Source organism: Amycolatopsis sp. cg13 (genome assembly GCF_041346965.1).
GTDB lineage: Bacteria > Actinomycetota > Actinomycetes > Mycobacteriales > Pseudonocardiaceae > Amycolatopsis.
On the sequence record NZ_CP166848.1, the window covers coordinates 5,084,500 to 5,100,730 of the forward strand.

Here is a 16,231-nt window from a genome sequence, read left to right on the forward strand (position 1 = left end):
TCACCCGTAAGCGGGTCGTCGGCGAGGGGCGGGACCGGTAGAACGGTCGAGTGGGGGCTAACAAGAGCGGTGGATGCGGGTTGCTCGTCCTCGTTGTCGTGGGGGCGCTGCTGGCCGTCGGCTACTACAAGTCGAAGCACGATTCGTCGTCCGCACCGCCGTCCGGCGCGGACACCGGCGGCGGCAGCGGCCGGTACGTCGCACTCGGCGACTCGTACACGTCGGCGCCGCGCACCGGGAAGCAGTCGGGCTCGCCGGCCGGCTGCGCGCGCTCGGACAACAACTATCCGCACCTGGTGTCCGCGAAGCTGAAGCCGGCGAAGTTCGTAGACGTCAGCTGCAGCGGCGCGACCACGGACGACCTGACCGACACCCAGTCGACGCGCAACGGCTCGAACCCGCCGCAGTTCGACTCGGTCACCTCGGACACGACGCTGGTCACCCTCGGCATCGGCGGCAACGATGTGGGATTCATCGCACTGGCGCAGTCCTGTGTGACCGCCCACGAGAACGCCTCGCCGTGCAAGGACCGGCTCACCGCGGGCGGCAAGGACCAGCTGGCCGACCGCATCGGCGAAGCCGCGAAGAAGGTCGGCAGCGCGCTCGATCAGATCCACAAGAAGGCTCCGAAGGCGCGAGTGGTCGTCGTCGGCTACCCGACGGTCCTTCCCGATGGCGACGGCTGCTGGCCGGTTCTGCCGTTGGGCTCCGGCGATGTGGCGTATCTGCGGGACGCGCTCGGGAAGCTCAACGACGCCTTGTCCGACCAGGCCAAGTCCCACGACGCCGGGTTCGCGGACACGGCTGAGCCCAGCAAGGGGCATGACGTCTGCGCGAATTCGGATGTGAAGTGGGTCGAGGGAGTGGTCCCGACGTCCTCGGCCGCGGCACTGCATCCGAACGCGCGGGGCGAGGCGGGGATGGCTGGCGTGGTGGAGTCGGTGCTCGGAGTGCACTGAGGTCGCCCCAATGTGGCATTGGGTGCGTCCCACGCACCCAATGTGGCGTTCGGTGCGGCAGATGCACCCAACGCCACATTGGGGTGGTCAGGCCGAGCTGGGATGGGTGTCAGGGGCGGACGAGAGCCTGCGGTTTGCCCAGCACGGTCTTGCCCTCGAACTTCACCGTCAAGTCGATCCGGGCCAGCCCGTCGTCCGTCATGGCACCGACCTTGCCGGTCACCTCGACCAGCGCGCCCTCGTCGTTGTCCGGCACCACGACCGGGCGGGTGAAGCGCGTGCTGAAGTCCACGAGGCGGGCCGGGTCGCCGAGCCAGTCGGTGACGATGCGGCCGGACAGGGCCATCGTGAGCATGCCGTGCGCGATCACGTCCGGGAGACCGACCTTGGTCGCGAAGTGCTCGTTCCAGTGGATCGGGTTGAAGTCGAGCGAGGCTCCGGCGTAGCGGACCAGCTGGTCGCGCGTGATGCGGACCTCCAGCGGAGGCAGTTCGTCGCCGATGTTCACGCTTCCGCCCCCCGAACCACGAGCTGGGCCCGCGTCGTGCACACGAGTTTGCCGTCCGCGTCGGTGATTTCCGCGCGGAGGTTGATGAAGTCGTTGCCCGCCCGCGCCATGATCGTTTCGATCGTGGCCGAGATTTCCAGCTCGTCGCCCGCGTGCACCGGGCGCTCGTAGCGGAAGCCCTGGTCGCCGTGGACCATCCGGGAGTAGTCGAGGCCGAGCGCGGGGTCGGTCACGATGCCGTTGATCTTCGGCAGGTTCAGGATGGTGAGGAAGGTGGGCGGCGCGAGCACGTCCGGGTGGCCGGCCGCGCGGGCCGCCTCCGGGTCCCGGTACACCGGGTTCGGGTCCCCGATCGCGTCGGCGAACTCGCGGATCTTCTCCCGGCTCACGAAGTACTTGCTGTCCGACGGGTACTCCCGCCCGGTGAACGACTGGTCCAAAGGCACGCGAAGAAGGCTAACCGAGCCGCGTCGCCGACCCGCGCGGGTGCCAGAACTGGCCAGTAGACAGCGAAAAGCCGCCCCGGCGCGTGGCCGGGGCGGCTTTTCGAAGCTGGTAAAAGACCGCCTGCGTCAGCGGGTCTCTTTGTGAGTCCGGTGCGTACCGCAGTTCGGGCAGAACTTCTTCATCTCCAGGCGATCCGGGTTGTTGCGCCGGTTCTTCTTGGTGATGTAGTTGCGGTGCTTGCACTCCTCGCACGCCAGCGTGATCTTGGGTCGCACGTCGGTGGCAGCCACAGCGTTTCCTTCTCTCTCAGATCCGGGGGCCAGCCCCGTCGTTACCGCGTAGCGGTGGCCGGACTTGAACCGGCGACACAGCGATTATGAGCCGCTTGCTCTGCCAACTGAGCTACACCGCCCTACGTGACACCCACCCCGCCTCAACCCACCAGGTCAAGGTGACCCGGCCTGGGGGTCCAGGGGGCTTGCCCCCTGGCGGGGGCCTGGGGGTTCGACCCCCAGATGGACGCCGCGAAGCGAGCCACGTCTGCGTTTTCCGCAGACATAGCTCGCCTACTCGCGAGCCCCTTTACGGAATCGAACCGTAGACCTTCTCCTTACCATGGAGACGCTCTGCCGACTGAGCTAAAGGGGCCTGCCTCTCGCGAGGACTTGGAAAGATTAGCAAGGGGGTTCACCCGGCTGTGCAACCGGGGTCGGTTAACCGCAAAACCTCAGGTCAGCAGGGTCAGCACGGTCTCCGAGTGCCGCCCCGGCGAGCGCGCCGTGCGGGCCTGCAGCCACGCCTCGAGGCGGTCTTCTGGCAGCGGCCGCGAGATCAGATAACCCTGTGCGACGTCACATCCCATCGCCTCGAGCTGATCGCGCGCCACGTCCTCTTCGACGCCTTCCGCCACCACCGTCAGGCCCAGCGAGTGGCCGAGCTCGACAATCGACCGCACCACCGCGAGGTCGCCGAGATCGGTGCCCATGCCGAGCACGAAGCTCTTGTCGATCTTCACCTGGTCCACCGGCAGCTGGCGCAGATACGCGAGCGACGAGTAGCCGGTGCCGAAGTCGTCCACCGCCAGCACGATGCCCAGCGAATGCAGCTCGCGCAGGATCGGCAGTGCCTTCTGCGGGTCGGACATCACGCCGGACTCGGTCAGCTCGAACGTCAGCAGTTCCGGCGGCACGTCGAAGCGTTCCAGTTCGCGCTGGACCTTCGCCGGGAAGTCGTCGTCGGACAGATTCCGCACCGACAGGTTCACCGCCGCGGAGATGCGCAGGCCCTCGTCGAGCCACTTGCGCACGCGCTTCAGCGATTCCTCCAGCACGAACGACGTCAGCACGCCGATCAGGCCGGCCGCTTCGATCGCGGGCACGAACTCGTCCGGGCCGAGCCTGCCGAACTCCGGGTGCACCCAGCGCACGAGCGCCTCGACGCCTTGCACCTGTCGGTTCGGCAGCGTCACCTTCGGCTGGTAGTGCACGGAGACGTGACCGTCTTCCAGCGACTGCCGGAACTGCGTGACCATCTGGAAGCGGCGCAGGAAGATCTGTCCCATGCTCGGCACGTAGCCGCGCACTTCCTCGCCGCCGCGGGTGGCGCGGACGGCGACGTCGGCGCGCTGCAGCAGGCCGTCGACGTCGACCTCGCCGTTGTCGTCGACGGAGCTGGCGTAGCCGATCATCGCGTTGGCTTCGACGGAAAGCCGGTCCACCGGATACGGCTCGGACAGCTGGACCCGCAGCCGTTCGGCGGCGCGGTGGGCGTCGTCGACCGTGCAGTCCACGAGCAGCGCGGCGAAGGACGCGCCTTCGAGCCGGGCGAGCGGGACGTCCGGGCCGAGTGCGCCGCGGATGCGCGTGCCCGCGGCGACGACCATCCGGTCCGCCCACGAGTAGCCGAGCGCGTCGCTGACCGTGGAGAAGACGTCGAGGTCGATCCGCAGCACCACGACCTCCGCCGATTCGCGCAGCGGATCCCTAGAGACCTGCTGGAATCCCGGCCGATTCAGGTGCCCGGTGAGCGGGTCATGGTAGGCGTCGTGGCGGAGCGTGGCGAGCAGCCGGCGGTTGTCGAGCGACGTCGCGAGGTGGCTGGCCATCGTGCCGAGCAGCTGGACGTCGTACTTGCCGAAGCCGCGCCAGCGCGAGAGCCGGTCGTGCGCTTCGACGACGCCGAGCAGCTTGTTCGCACTGCGCAACGGCACCACGAGCGCTTCCTGCGCACTGCGTTCCAGCAGCGCCGCGCGGACGTCCGGGTTGGCCTCGGTGATGCGGAAGTGCCGGACGTGCGCGCCGGGCAGGCGCAGCAGCGGATCGTCGTTGGCCGGGTCCGAGGCCGGAAGTTCGTTGCCCGCGACCACGACGCGCATCGGATCGTCGGCCTCGAGGCGCAGCCGGAGCACGACGCGTCCGGCGGCCAGCTGGTCCTTGATCCGCTCGGCGATCGTGGCCCATTCGCGCACGTCGACTCCGCCCACCAGTTCCTCGGCGCGGCTCGCCGGACGTGCCGCGGCCTGCTGACCTGAGCGCGCGACCATCAGACTCACGTCGGACAGCGCCTCCATGTCCCGCTGTTCGCGAAGCAGATCGGAATACGCCCAGTACAGCGCGGTCAGGCCGAGGAACACCGCCAGCACCAGCGGCCAGGCCTGCGGAGTGCTCGCGATGACGAGGTAGCCGGTGAGGCCGACCGAAGCGTTGACGAAACCGACCACGAGGATGCGGCCGGTCAGCCGGATCGCGGTGCTCACGCGCATCCGGCGGCGCAGCACGCGCACGGCGGCCAGCGCGAGCAGCGTGCTGACCAGCGGCGCGGTGAGCGTGCCGGCGAGCGCGGCGACCCACGGCATGGTCGGTCCGCCGCCCATGGCCAGGTGCACGAGCCCGGCGACGGCGAACGCGCCGGTGATTTCGAGCAGGAACGCGCCCGCGTTGTAGAGGACCCGGCCGGCGACCTTGCGGGCCAGCAGCGTGCCGATGCCCGCCACGAGATGCGCGGCGAGCACCACTTCGAACGGGGCGACGAAGAAACCGATTACCAGCGGGATCTCGGTGAATGAGATGGTCCACGAAATGCCGCTGCGGACGTCGACGTTGATGCCGAGCTGTTCGGCGAGCAGGAACGCGACCGCGAGCACCGGGCCGATCCACCAGAGCTTGGCCGAGCCGTGGAACGGCAGCCAGGCGCCGACGGCGAAGGCCGCGAGCAGGCCGAGGCCCAGCACGAAGAAGGTGTAAACGCGGAAGCGGCTTTCGTCCGTGCGGCCTTCGGCCGGTGCGGAGCCAGCACCTCCCGAGCCCATCGCCTCCGGCGCGGTACCGGGATGGGCGTTGCTGTCCGGCATCCGACCTTCCTTCCCGGCTGCCCGGTCGCGCTCGTCCGTGACGTCAGGTGTGGGCGAGGGCGCCACCTTACCCCGTAGGGCGTACCGGCGTCCCTTTCGAGACAGTAGGAGATCACCCCAGGGTTAACAATGGGCGTTCTTCTCTGACCTGCGTGGACCAAGGAGTGAAACTCCCGGTTCGTCCCGGAACCCCCGAGCCGGGGAGTGTTCTGGGGGTCTTTTCCGGCCCGGTCGGCGGACAATGGCGGCATGCACAACGACGTGACAGCCACCGGCCATGCGGCGCGCATCGCCACGGTGGACGCGCTGCTTCCCGCGCCGCTCCCCTTCGAGGTCGGAGGGGATTCCGCCCTGCTTTCCGCCGAGGTCGGCGACACCACCGCGGCCGGTCTGACGACCTGTACCGGACTCGGCCCGGACAGCCCGCGCTCGATGTGGCGGGCGCTCGTCGAGCACCGGCTGGAGGTCCAGCTCGCCGGTCCCGATCCGGCCGCCGGCCTCGACGCTTTGCTCACTCGATGGGATGAACATCTGGGGTCCCTCGCCCGAGTGGGGGATACGGAGTGCGCCGCGGTGCTCTCCCGGCCCAGCCGCGACACCGCCGGGGCCACCGAACTCCTCCGGCACGGCTTCGCCCCGGTGGGCGTGCTCGCGGTCCGCCCGGCACAGCGGATGGCCGCCGGGCCCGACACGACGCCCGGCGTCTGCATCCGGCACGCGACGCCGGACGACCTCTCCACCGCGGTCGCGCTTCAGCTGGAATTGCAGCGGTACGACGCGCAGTTCGGCCGGATCACGCTCCGTCCCGGCGTCGAGGAGCTGATCACCAAGGAACTGCTGCACCACCTCGAACGGCCTGAGCCGCAGGTGTGGATCGCGGAGCTGTACGGCCAGCCGCTCGGCATGGTCGTGCTGCAGATGCCCGACGAGACCGGCTGGATCCGGCACCGGGTCGCGGCTTCCCGGGTGGGCTATCTGTCCTCGCTGGCGGTGTCCGAGGCGGCTCGGTCGTCCGGTGTCGGCACCGCGCTGGCCACCCACGCGCACCAGGTCTTCGACGAGGCGGGCGCGGATGTCGTGCTGCTGCACCACGCCGTAGCGAATCCGAGGTCGACGCCGTTCTGGTACGCGCAGGGTTACCGGCCGCTGTGGACCGGCTGGCAGCGTCGGCCTGCGGTGCGTTCTCGCTAGTCTGGCGGGGTACGGCCCGTTCGAGGGGAGTCCCAGTGACCGAAAAGCCCGACGCTGCACCGAAAGCGCCGGAAGGCGTCGATGTCGAGAAACCCTCGGCCGCGCGGGTCTACGACTGGTACCTGGGCGGCAAGCAGAACTGGGCGGTGGACCGGGAATTCGGCCGCAAGGTCGAGAAGATGTGGTCGCTCGCCCGGCCCGGCGCGAAGCAGAACCGCGAGTTCATGAACCGCGTGGTGCGCGCCGCGCTGGACGCGGGCATCCGGCAGTTCCTCGACCTCGGCTCCGGCGTGCCGACCGCGGGCAACGTGCACGAGGTCGTTGAGGCCGAACTCGGCGACGACGACGAGGCCACCGTGGTGTACGTCGACTACGAGCCGGTGGCCGTGGCGCACGCGACGCTGATCCTCGAGGACGAGGCGGCCACCGACTGGGCCGGCATCGTCCAGGCGGACATGCGCGATCCCAGGGCCGTGCTGAGCGACCCGCGCACCCGCGAGCTGATCGACTTCGACAAGCCGGTGTGCGTGATGCTGATGGCGGTGCTGCACTTCGTCGGCCCGGACGACGATCCGGACGCCGTCGTGCGCGCCTACCGCGACAAGCTCGTGTCCGGCAGCTGGCTGGCGATCTCGCAGATGAGCGAGGGCGACGGCAGCGGTCCGGCGCTGGAGGGGCTGCGCTGGTTCGTCGAGCAGTACCGCAAGACGAGCAATCCGATGTGGCTGCGCGACCGGGACGAGATCGAGCCGTTCTTCGGCGGCTGGCCGCTGCTGGAGCCGGGGATCACGCATCTGCCGGACTGGCGGCCGGAGCGCGAGCTGAACGCCGTCGAGGCGGAGGCTCGCCCGTTCGCCTGGTGCGCCGTGGCGCAGAAGCCGTGACCGCGCCGGACGCGCCCCGTGGCGTGGACGTCGACAAGCCGTCCGCCGCCCGGATCTACGACTGGTACCTCGGCGGCACCCAGAACTGGGCGGTGGACCGGGAATTCGGCCGCCGCGTGGAGAAGGTGTGGCCGCTGATCCGGCCGATGTCGCGGGAGAACCGGGCGTTCATGAACCGGGTCGTGCGGGCGGCGCTGGACGCGGGGATCCGGCAGTTCGTCGACCTCGGGTCCGGCGTGCCGACGGCGGGCAATGTGCACGAGATCGTCCGCGAGAAGCTGCCGGCGAGGGTCGTGTACGTCGACTACGAGCCGGTCGCGGCGGCGCATTCGCGAGTGATCCTCGAAGGCGAGGAGGCGACCGACTGGGCCGGGATCGTCGAGCGCGACATCCGCGATCCGGAGGCGATCTTCGCTGACGAGATCACCCAGGAGCTGATCGACTGGTCGCAGCCGGCGTGCTTGCTGATGATCACCGTGCTGCACTTCCTCGGCCCCGGCGACCGGCCGGACGAACTGGTCGCCGCCTACCGCGAGCAGCTCGCGCCCGGCTCGTGGCTGGCCGTCACGCATGGCACCTGCCGGGACGACGCGCCGCCGGAGCGGGCCGCCGAGGTCCGCGCGTTCGTGGACGCGTACAAGGACACGTCGAACCCGGCGTACCTGCGCTCGGCCGACGAGATCCGGCCGTTCTTCGGCGGCTGGCCGCTGCTGGAGCCGGGGATGAGCGCGCTGCCGGACTGGCGGCCGGACGAGCCGGTGTCGGAGTTCGCCGCGGAGGTCCGGCCGTTCGCCTGGGGCGCGGTCGCGGTGAAGCCCTGACTTCTCTCCCAGCGAACACTCCCTGGGAAACAAACCCGCCCTTCGGAGAGTTGAGCAAGGCAGACTCAACTTATTCGAGGAGTGCACATGTCCGACCCCCGCCTCCTGCCCGTCCTCCCGCTCGATGACGACGTCGTGCTGCCGGGCATGGTGGTCCCGCTCGACCTCGGCGACGCAGAGACCCGGGCCGCAGTGGAGTCCGCACAGGCCAAGACCCCCGCGACCGCGTCGTTCCCCGGGATCCGCTCGGGCGCGGCGAGCAAGGCCGAAGTCCTGATCGTCCCGCGCGTGCACGGCGAGTACGCCGAGCTGGGCACCGTCGCGACCGTCGAACGGATCGGCCGCGTTCCCGGCGGCAAGACCGCCGTGTTGCTCCGCGGCACCGCACGCGCCTCCGTCGGCCGCATCGCCGACGGCCCCGGCGCGGCCCGCTGGGTGCACGCCGACGCCGCCGACGAAACTTCCGACGACCGCACCGCGCAGCTCGCCGCGGAGTACAAGGCCGTGGTCATCTCCGTGCTGCAGCAACGCGGCGGCTGGCAGATGATCGACGCCGTCCAGCAGGTCGAGGAGCCGTCCGCGATCGCCGACCTGGCCGGCAACGCGCCCTACCTGTCCACTGATCAGAAGCTGGAGCTGCTGAGCGCGCTCGACGTCAGCGTCCGGCTGGAGAAGGCGCTCGAGTGGAGCCGGGAGTACCTGGCCGAACTGGAGGTCACCGAGACCATCCGCAAGGACGTCGCCGACGGGATGGAGAAGCAGCAGAAGGAATTCCTGCTGCGCCGCCAGCTCGAGGCGATCCGCAAGGAGCTGGGCGAACTCGACGGCACCGCGGCCGACGACGACTACCGCGCCCGCGTGGAATCCGCCGACCTGCCGGACGAGGTGCGCAAGGCCGCGCTGGCCGAGGTCGACAAGCTGGAGCGGACGTCCGAGCAGTCGCCCGAAGGCGGCTGGATCCGGACCTGGCTCGACACGGTGCTGGAGCTGCCGTGGAATGAGCGGACCGAGGACGTCTACGACATCGCCGCCGCGCGCGCCGTGCTCGACGCGGACCACGCTGGTCTGGACGACGTCAAGGAACGGATCATCGAGTACTTGGCCGTGCGCAAGCGCCGCGCGGAATCGGGCCTCGGCCCGGTCGGCGGACGGCGTTCCGGTGCTGTGCTGGCGCTCGCCGGTCCTCCCGGGGTCGGCAAGACGTCGCTGGGCGAATCGGTGGCGAAGGCGATGGGACGCAAGTTCGTGCGCGTCGCGCTGGGCGGCATCCGGGACGAGGCGGAAATCCGCGGCCACCGGCGCACGTACGTCGGCGCGCTGCCCGGACGGATCGTGCGGGCCATCAAGGAAGCCGGCTCGATGAATCCGGTCGTGCTGCTCGACGAGATCGACAAGGTTGGGGCCGACTACCGCGGCGACCCGACGGCGGCGTTGCTCGAAGTGCTGGACCCGGAACAGAACCACACGTTCCGCGACCACTACCTCGAGGTCGAGCTGGATCTGTCCGATGTGGTCTTCCTGGCGACGGCCAACGCGCTGGAAACCATCCCCGGCCCGCTGCTGGACCGGATGGAACTGGTGACGCTGGACGGCTACACCGAGCACGAGAAGGTCACTATCGCGCGGGATCACCTGCTCCCCCGCGAACTCGAGCGGGCCGGCCTCGCGTCCGGCGACGTGGTGCTGACCGACGACGCGTTCAGCCGGATCGCCGCCGAGTACACCCGCGAGGCCGGGGTGCGCGACGCGAACCGGACGATCGCGAAGGTGCTGCGGAAGATCGCTACGAAGGTGGCCTTGGGTTCGGTCTCGCTGCCGCTTTCGGTGTCCGCCGCGGACCTGGAGACCTACCTCGGCCGCCCGCGGCACGTACCGGAATCCTCGTTGCCGACGGCGACCCAGCGGACGTCTTTGCCAGGCGTGGCAACGGGTTTGGCTGTCACGGGTGCTGGCGGCGACGTGCTGTACATCGAGGCGTCGCTGGCCGATCCGGAGAGCGGGGCTTCGGGCCTGCAGCTGACCGGGCAGCTGGGTGACGTGATGAAGGAGTCGGTGCAGATCGCGCTGTCGTACCTGCGGTCGCACGGCGCGGAGCTGGAGTTGCCGGTGGGAGACCTGCGAGAGCGGGGAATCCACGTGCACGTGCCGGCCGGTGCTGTGCCGAAGGACGGTCCTTCCGCGGGTGTCACGATGACGACCGCGCTGGCTTCGCTGCTGTCGGGCCGGGTCGTCCGGGCTGATGTGGCGATGACCGGTGAGGTTTCGCTGACTGGACGGGTGCTGCCGATCGGCGGGGTGAAGCAGAAGCTGCTGGCCGCGCACCGGGCGGGGATGAAGACGGTGATCATCCCGCAGCGGAACGAGCCTGATCTGGACGATGTGCCTGCTGAGGTGTTGTCACAGCTGGAGGTGCACGCGGTGGCTAACGTGCGGGAGGTGTTGGAGTTGGCGCTGACTCCGGCTTCTTCGGAGGTTCGGCAGGCGGCTTGATCTCTTGGTGAGGCAAGGCCTCGTCCTTCCCGGGTTCGGGAGGGGCGGGGTCTTTGCTTTGTTCCGGGGTTTTGTCGGTGGTGCGCGCTACGGTGCAGTTATGGCTGAGGGGAAGCGCAAGCGACCGGCCTGGACGAGGGACGAGACGCTCCTTGCCTGCGCGCTCGTGGTGCAAAACGACTGGCGTCCGCTGACACCGAATGACCAGAAGGTCATCGACCTGTCCAAGCTGCTGCAACGCATGTCGATCCACCCGCCGGAGGTGCGCGGCGAGAGGTTCCGCAACCCCAACAGCGTCGCCCGGAAGATGTGCGACCTCGCCACCAACCACGATGGCTGTCGAGGCGTCCGAACACGCTCCGGCAAAATCGAACTCGGCGTCGTCCGGACTTTCGAGGCACCGCGCGCGGACCCGACGCTGGACGACGAGAAGATCGAGAGAGCTCGGCCGGGCCAGGAACGGGTCGCGAACAAAGCAGGTGAGTTCGACGTCGCGAAGACTGACGGCGCGCGTGGCGGAACGTCGCCGAATCCCACCACCGCACGCAGTTCAACAGCTCAGTATCGACTAAAAAGAACCTGACGCACTTGGCGTGGCCCTGTCCGAAATGACGCTGGCTGATCTAGCGGACCGAGTCGCCAGCGGCGTAGGCGCACGTCAGGAGAAGTCGACCTTCTCCCACTCGAAGCCCTCCACCCACGCCGAATCGCCCTCCGCGAAGCCGGTGAACGCTGTCACCACCTCCGCCAGGCTCCCGGCCTCCGTGCGGTAATGCCGCTCCGGCGACCCGTCCCGACGCTCCAGCGAGAACTTCCCCTTCCGAGCCGCAGCGAACTTGCCTTGTCCAATTTGGACATAGTGGTCGCCGCGTTCCAAGACCGCGTACCAGTTCTTCGCCGACAACCGGCCCAGCGCCGCCTTGATCCCTGCCGCATCAGGGTTTTCGACCCGGGAGCCGTCGCACATGGTCAGGTCCAGCACGTTCGGCCGGTGCACCTCGCCAGTCTGCGGATTGAACACCGTCAGGCTGTGTTTTCGGGCCAGGTCAAGGATAACGCGCGTCACCTCGACCGCCCGCGGGTGTTGCATCGTCAATACCGCGCCGTCGCCGGAGCGCTCGATCGCCGCGCTCCATGGGGATGCTTCGAGGTCCTCGTGCAGTTCCGGGTATTTCGCGGTCAGGTCACGGCAGAACCCGTCAAGCGACGAATCAGCCGGGTCCGAACCTTCGCAAAGACGGGCGTAGCGGGCTTGCGGATCATCGGCATCCCCAGCCCAGATTCCCAGGTCGTAGCTCACCATGCCCCCTCAGGAAAGAATCAGCTCTGCGCCCCCGCGAGCAGAGCCACGTTCATCACGTACTCGCCATATCCCGACTTGGCCAGTTTGGTCCCCAGCGCATGGCATTCGTCCGCGCTGATGAAGCCCATCTTCAGCGCGACCTCTTCCAGACACGCGATCCGCACGCCGGTCCGGTGTTCCAGTACCTGCACGAACTGCCCGGCCTCCAGCAGCGAATCGTGCGTGCCCGTGTCGAGCCACGCGAAGCCGCGGCTCAGCTCGATCAGTTTGGCGCGGTCGCGGCGCAGGTAGGAAAGGTTGACGTCGGTGATCTCCAGCTCGCCGCGCGCCGAGGGCTTCAGGTTGCGGGAGATGTCGACGACCTCGTTGTCGTAGAAGTACAGCCCGGTGATCGCGTTGTTCGACCGCGGCTTCTCCGGTTTCTCCTCAATGGACAGCAGAGTGCCGTTCTCGTCGATCTCGCCGACGCCGTAGCGCTCGGGGTCCTTCACCTGGTACCCGAACAGGACGCAGCCGTCCAGGTCGGTCGCCGCGGTGCGCAGGGTGGTGGAGAAGCCCTGGCCGTAGAAGATGTTGTCGCCGAGGACCAGCGCGACCGAATCGTCGCCGACGAAGTCCGCGCCGATCACGAAGGCTTCGGCGAGGCCGTTCGGGCTCGGCTGTTCCGCGAACGAGAAGGACAGGCCGAACTGGCTGCCGTCGCCGAGGAGGCGGCGGAAGTTCGGCAGGTCGGCCGGCGTCGAGATGATCAGGATCTCCCGGATCCCGGCCAGCATCAGCACCGAGATCGGGTAGTAGATCATCGGTTTGTCGTAGACCGGCAGCAGCTGCTTCGACACGGCCTGCGTAATCGGGTGCAGACGGGTTCCGCTGCCCCCGGCGAGCACGATGCCCTTCACAGCCCCTCCTCACGTGCGGTGGTGGGGTTCACCGTACCGAGTGAGCTTCGAGGTCGTCTGGGACTCCGCTCAATTCAGAACGCGGGGCCTTTGCCGAAATACGCCTGGCAGCCGTTCGCGTACTCGGTGGCGATCTCCAGCACGTTCTTCCCGCCGTCGACCGGCAGCACGGTGGACGAGTAGTTGGGGCAGTAGTTGTTGTAGATGCCGGTGATGTGCACCGGCGCGGGCATCTCGTACCAGTTTCCGGCGCCGAAGTTGTCGTTGGCCAGCAGCGTCTGCCCGTTTCCGGACACCGGGGTGCCGTCGGCCCGCGTGTAGATCTGGCCGACCATCACCAGCCGCACGCCGTTCGGGCCGCCGGGGAACAGGGTGGTGGTCTGGGCGTGCTGGAAGTAGTTGCCGTTCGCGGTGTTCACGCGGGTGCCGGGGTCGGCCGGGTCGCCCCAGTTCGCGCCGTCGGCGGAGATTTTGTAATACGGATCGCAGTAGCGGTCGCGGTAGTTGCAGATCTCGTAGCCGAACCAGTACCGCCCGTCGGGCAGCCTGCGGATGTTCGGCATGCCCGGCCGCACCCTGGACGGCCCGATGGCCATCGTGAGCTGCTTGGTTCCCCAGTTGATGCCGTCGGTCGAGGCGACGCGGTTGAGCACCTGGCCGTACTTCGGCGCCTGCGTCTCGTCGGCGTAGTGCAGCCAGAGCGTGCCGCCGGCGTCCACAGTGAACTCCGGCTCCCAGATGCCGTCGTGGTTGTGCGAGAGCGCCGCCTCGGAGAGGTACCGCCAGTTGCGGCCGCCGTCGCGGCTGGCCCACACCTTGATCCCCATCCGGCGCTGCGGGCCCGAGTCCTGCCGGTAGGTCGCCGCCCAGAGCAGCGTGCCCGCGCGCAGCCTGCCGACCCGCTGCGGCAGTTCGTAGAGCGTTCCGCAGCATTGGCCGAACTTGGCGTCCGGGTCGCGGATCTCGCTGATCCGGTGGAAGGTCTCGCCCTCGTCGGCGCTTTCGAGGATCGGCGCGAACCGGCCGTTGCCGTCCTCGCTGGTCAGCGCCGCGATGATGGTCCCGCGCCCGAACGGCGAGTACTCCAGCCGCACCAGCCTCGGGTACGAGCCGAAACCGGGTACGAGCAACTTCTTGCCCGCTGCTTCCGCGACCGGCGCGAGCACGGTCGCGAGGACCGCCAGCGAGGTGAGGAAGGCAAGCACGGGAGTCCAGCGGCGCATTCAGAAACTCCTCTCACGACCAGACGGGCGATTACACCACGTGGTCGCCTGGACACCATCGATTTCGCCTGGTCACCCGCGTGAGTCCACCCCTTCGAGGAGATCGCTGGGCTGTTCAGGGGCACCCGCCGCGTAACGACCGGGCGGAGCGTGACGAAAGATCATCGGGAGGCCCCGTCGGGGCACGCTAGGGGGAACCATGCGCCGCACCATCGGGCGTCTCGCCGCAGTCTGCGCGGCCGTGGCGATCACCGCGTCGTGCTCGCTGCAGCCGTCGGGTGTCGGGGCGATCGTGCGCCGGCTGCCGGACGAGCCCAGCCACGCCCCCGCGCCGGTGCTTCCGCCGCCGCCGGAGCTGGAAGAGCCCCGGTTCGTCGAGGCTCCCACCGAGACCCACGAGGGCAAGGGCAACGCGACGGTGCCGCTGACCTGGCCTTCCGGGGTCGCGGGCTTCCTGAAGTTCGACTGCCCGAAGTGCGACGGGCACATCGCGGTGAAGACGGACGGCATCGACAGCCTGCTGGTCAACGCCGGCAACCCCTACCACGGGACGGCCTGGTTCAACGTCTCGCTCGGCGGCAGGTGGGTGCACAAACTGGACATCACCGCGGACGCCGCCTGGACCGCGACGATCACCGACTACCGCGGCCTGCCGATGGTCGAACCGGGCAAACCGCACAGCGCGCACGGCGACGCGGTGCTGGCGATTCCACCTGGCATGACGCGCGGGAAGTTCACCACGAACTCGCGGGGGCACAGCGGGGTCTGGACGATGTGCGACGGACAGAAGGACCTGGTCGTGAACCAGATCATTCCGTATGACGGGGAGTTCCCGCTGCACGGGCAGGCGTTCGTGGCGGTGGAGGCTTACGACGGGGATTGGACTTTTACGGCCTCGTGACGCGGCCGTTTTTCAGGAGCTTTCGTACGCTTTGGTCACGCTGTTGACGAACTCGGAGAGCCGTTCCTGAGTCTCCGTTTGGGTTGCTGTGTCAGCGTTGTTGTCGATCTGAAATATCCGGCCTTGCAGTGCCCGGTACTTGAGCAGCTCGTCGAGGCCTTCGTGGTCGTACAGCTCGCCCGCCGCCGTGGTCGGCAACCGATGGTCGTCCGAGACGGAAATATTCACCGACAATTGGTCGACGGCGATCATCGGCGGCGTGGCCCGAACCTTGAGCCGGCGGTCGCGCGTCTCGGGTTCCGCATGCACGTGGATTACCTGCGATCGCAGCAGGACGTCGTCGCCGAACTCGCGCAGTGCGTCCAGCATGTCGGCTCGAGCGAATTCGACCAGGGTGATGCGCGTGGCGCTTTTGCTCGACCAAACCTGTTCGGCGAGAGACTTCAACGCGGGCTTCAGATGGATTTCGTCAGCCACCCGGAACGCTCCGCCAAGAGAGGGCCGGAACCCCCTTCCGCGCGTGTCGTCCAGGAGAATCGCACCGTGGACGAAGTCGCGAAACGCGTATACGTAGTCCGTTAGTTCCTCGGTCTGAAACCGACGTTTCCGCAGCAGCAGGGACAGCTCCCTGCGGATAGTGGACTTTCCGGCTCCGGGGAGCCCGACGATGAAAATGACGGACGAGTCGCGCCGGAACGCGACGTGCGTCACGATGGCTTTCTCCGCGGACTTGTCCAGACGGTAGATGGCCCGGGTTTCGGTGATTCGCTCGAGGATCTGCGACTTGCCGGTCGCGGGCCCGGTGTTCTCCAGGATCTTCTCCGCGATAACGGATTCGTACGGCGCTGAGCTCGCCCAGATTTTCTCGAAGTTGCTGCGAAAGACTTCGAGCAGGGACGGGCCGCCCAGTTTGGTGGGGAAGTTCTTGCCGGAGTCCCGGTAGTTCACGATGATCGTGGCGCTTTCTCCGCCCCGGAAGATGTGGTACGAGACATCCTCGCTGGCCAGAACTCGCGGCACGCGCACTTCGACGCCGCTTTTGACGAGTTCCGCACCGGCGGTCAACGACTGTTGCGACGTGCTGATGACGACCCGGACCTGACCGCGCCGATGTATTTCCACCCACGCGGCCTGCATTTCCGCGAGAAGACCTTTGTTTTGCGCGGGCGTCAGATTAGGCGTGAAAATGTCGAGATTGTCTACCTGCGGATTTTTCGAGGCTTGCAAAATGGTCGACACATAGCTTCGCCGATATA

At 68.2% G+C, this 16,231-nt stretch carries 15 protein-coding genes and 2 tRNA genes; 7 read left to right on the top strand and 10 right to left on the bottom strand.

Translation table 11 applies throughout. The features are described 5' to 3' along the window. Window positions 1-80 precede the first annotated feature (80 nt). Window positions 81-959 carry an SGNH/GDSL hydrolase family protein gene (locus AB5I40_RS23415; RefSeq protein ID WP_370932231.1) on the top strand — a complete coding sequence of 293 codons (879 nt, stop codon included), beginning with the start codon at window positions 81-83 and terminating at the stop codon, window positions 957-959. A 109-nt stretch (window positions 960-1,068) separates the two neighbouring features. On the opposite strand, the gene AB5I40_RS23420 is transcribed toward AB5I40_RS23415, so the two are convergent. The 6 genes from AB5I40_RS23420 to AB5I40_RS23445 all read right to left on the bottom strand — a co-directional run bounded on the left by AB5I40_RS23420 (window position 1,069) and on the right by AB5I40_RS23445 (window position 5,263). Next, window positions 1,069-1,467, bottom strand: coding sequence for a MaoC family dehydratase (locus AB5I40_RS23420; RefSeq protein WP_354740556.1), 399 nt, complete (start codon window positions 1,465-1,467; stop codon window positions 1,069-1,071). Beyond that, window positions 1,464-1,913, bottom strand: a complete 450-nt coding sequence (locus tag AB5I40_RS23425; protein WP_370932232.1) for a MaoC family dehydratase N-terminal domain-containing protein — start codon at window positions 1,911-1,913, stop codon at window positions 1,464-1,466. The genes AB5I40_RS23420 and AB5I40_RS23425 overlap by 4 nt, the downstream gene beginning before the upstream one ends. Before the next feature lie 126 nt (window positions 1,914-2,039). After that, the gene (gene rpmG / locus AB5I40_RS23430) at window positions 2,040-2,204 is read right to left on the bottom strand and encodes a 50S ribosomal protein L33 (protein ID WP_005152047.1); all 165 of its coding nucleotides are present in this window, start codon (window positions 2,202-2,204) and stop codon (window positions 2,040-2,042) included. Between the two features lie 49 nt (window positions 2,205-2,253). Further along, window positions 2,254-2,326 (bottom strand) — tRNA-Met (locus AB5I40_RS23435). A 163-nt stretch (window positions 2,327-2,489) separates the two neighbouring features. After that, a tRNA-Thr gene (locus AB5I40_RS23440) sits at window positions 2,490-2,562 on the bottom strand. Window positions 2,563-2,641: 79 nt separating this feature from the next. Further along, window positions 2,642-5,263, bottom strand: a complete 2,622-nt coding sequence (locus AB5I40_RS23445) for a putative bifunctional diguanylate cyclase/phosphodiesterase (protein WP_370932233.1) — start codon at window positions 5,261-5,263, stop codon at window positions 2,642-2,644. Between the two features lie 249 nt (window positions 5,264-5,512). On the opposite strand from AB5I40_RS23445, the gene AB5I40_RS23450 reads away from it, so the two are divergent. From AB5I40_RS23450 to AB5I40_RS23470, 5 genes are all read left to right on the top strand, one after another. Then, the gene (locus tag AB5I40_RS23450) at window positions 5,513-6,454 is read left to right on the top strand and encodes a GNAT family N-acetyltransferase (RefSeq protein ID WP_370932234.1); all 942 of its coding nucleotides are present in this window, start codon (window positions 5,513-5,515) and stop codon (window positions 6,452-6,454) included. Between the two features lie 35 nt (window positions 6,455-6,489). Beyond that, window positions 6,490-7,338: an SAM-dependent methyltransferase gene (locus AB5I40_RS23455; protein ID WP_370932235.1), complete on the top strand. Its 849-nt coding sequence runs from the start codon at window positions 6,490-6,492 to the stop codon at window positions 7,336-7,338. After that, window positions 7,335-8,159, top strand: a complete 825-nt coding sequence (locus tag AB5I40_RS23460; protein ID WP_370932236.1) for an SAM-dependent methyltransferase — start codon at window positions 7,335-7,337, stop codon at window positions 8,157-8,159. Before AB5I40_RS23455 ends, AB5I40_RS23460 begins: the two co-directional genes overlap by 4 nt. Before the next feature lie 87 nt (window positions 8,160-8,246). Further along, complete coding sequence (gene lon / locus AB5I40_RS23465; RefSeq protein WP_370932237.1) at window positions 8,247-10,649, top strand: endopeptidase La; 2,403 nt, start codon at window positions 8,247-8,249, stop codon at window positions 10,647-10,649. 100 nt (window positions 10,650-10,749) lie between these two features. Continuing rightward, window positions 10,750-11,232 (top strand): hypothetical protein, encoded by a 483-nt coding sequence (locus AB5I40_RS23470; protein WP_370932238.1) that lies wholly within the window; start codon window positions 10,750-10,752, stop codon window positions 11,230-11,232. Between the two features lie 75 nt (window positions 11,233-11,307). On the opposite strand, the gene AB5I40_RS23475 is transcribed toward AB5I40_RS23470, so the two are convergent. The 3 genes from AB5I40_RS23475 to AB5I40_RS23485 form a co-directional block, all read right to left on the bottom strand. Next, complete coding sequence (locus AB5I40_RS23475) at window positions 11,308-11,952, bottom strand: hypothetical protein (protein ID WP_370932239.1); 645 nt, start codon at window positions 11,950-11,952, stop codon at window positions 11,308-11,310. Window positions 11,953-11,969: 17 nt separating this feature from the next. Next, on the bottom strand, window positions 11,970-12,851 hold the full coding sequence (rfbA, locus tag AB5I40_RS23480) for a glucose-1-phosphate thymidylyltransferase RfbA (protein WP_370932240.1): 882 nt from the start codon (window positions 12,849-12,851) through the stop codon (window positions 11,970-11,972). Between the two features lie 74 nt (window positions 12,852-12,925). Next, a complete protein-coding gene (locus AB5I40_RS23485; protein ID WP_370932241.1) occupies window positions 12,926-14,074 on the bottom strand; it encodes an exo-alpha-sialidase in 1,149 nt (382 codons plus the stop codon). Between the two features lie 199 nt (window positions 14,075-14,273). Between AB5I40_RS23485 and AB5I40_RS23490 the strand changes: the two genes are divergently transcribed. Next, the gene (locus AB5I40_RS23490) at window positions 14,274-14,975 is read left to right on the top strand and encodes a hypothetical protein (protein WP_370932242.1); all 702 of its coding nucleotides are present in this window, start codon (window positions 14,274-14,276) and stop codon (window positions 14,973-14,975) included. Window positions 14,976-14,987: 12 nt separating this feature from the next. Here the strand turns inward: AB5I40_RS23490 and AB5I40_RS23495 are convergent, their stop codons facing one another. Beyond that, window positions 14,988-16,214: an AAA family ATPase gene (locus tag AB5I40_RS23495; protein WP_370932243.1), complete on the bottom strand. Its 1,227-nt coding sequence runs from the start codon at window positions 16,212-16,214 to the stop codon at window positions 14,988-14,990. Window positions 16,215-16,231: the final 17 nt, after the last annotated feature.

Bases quoted from the DNA above. Each gene is read 5' to 3' on its own strand.
- AB5I40_RS23445 (WP_370932233.1), bottom strand. From the start codon at position 5,263: ATGCCGGACAGCAACGCCCATCCCGGTACCGCGCCGGAGGCGATGGGC.
- AB5I40_RS23475 (WP_370932239.1), bottom strand. From the start codon at position 11,952: ATGGTGAGCTACGACCTGGGAATCTGGGCTGGGGATGCCGATGATCCG.
- AB5I40_RS23450 (WP_370932234.1), top strand. From the start codon at position 5,513: ATGCACAACGACGTGACAGCCACCGGCCATGCGGCGCGCATCGCCACG.
- AB5I40_RS23490 (WP_370932242.1), top strand. From the start codon at position 14,274: ATGCGCCGCACCATCGGGCGTCTCGCCGCAGTCTGCGCGGCCGTGGCG.
- AB5I40_RS23485 (WP_370932241.1), bottom strand. From the start codon at position 14,074: ATGCGCCGCTGGACTCCCGTGCTTGCCTTCCTCACCTCGCTGGCGGTC.
- AB5I40_RS23470 (WP_370932238.1), top strand. From the start codon at position 10,750: ATGGCTGAGGGGAAGCGCAAGCGACCGGCCTGGACGAGGGACGAGACG.
- lon (WP_370932237.1), top strand. From the start codon at position 8,247: ATGTCCGACCCCCGCCTCCTGCCCGTCCTCCCGCTCGATGACGACGTC.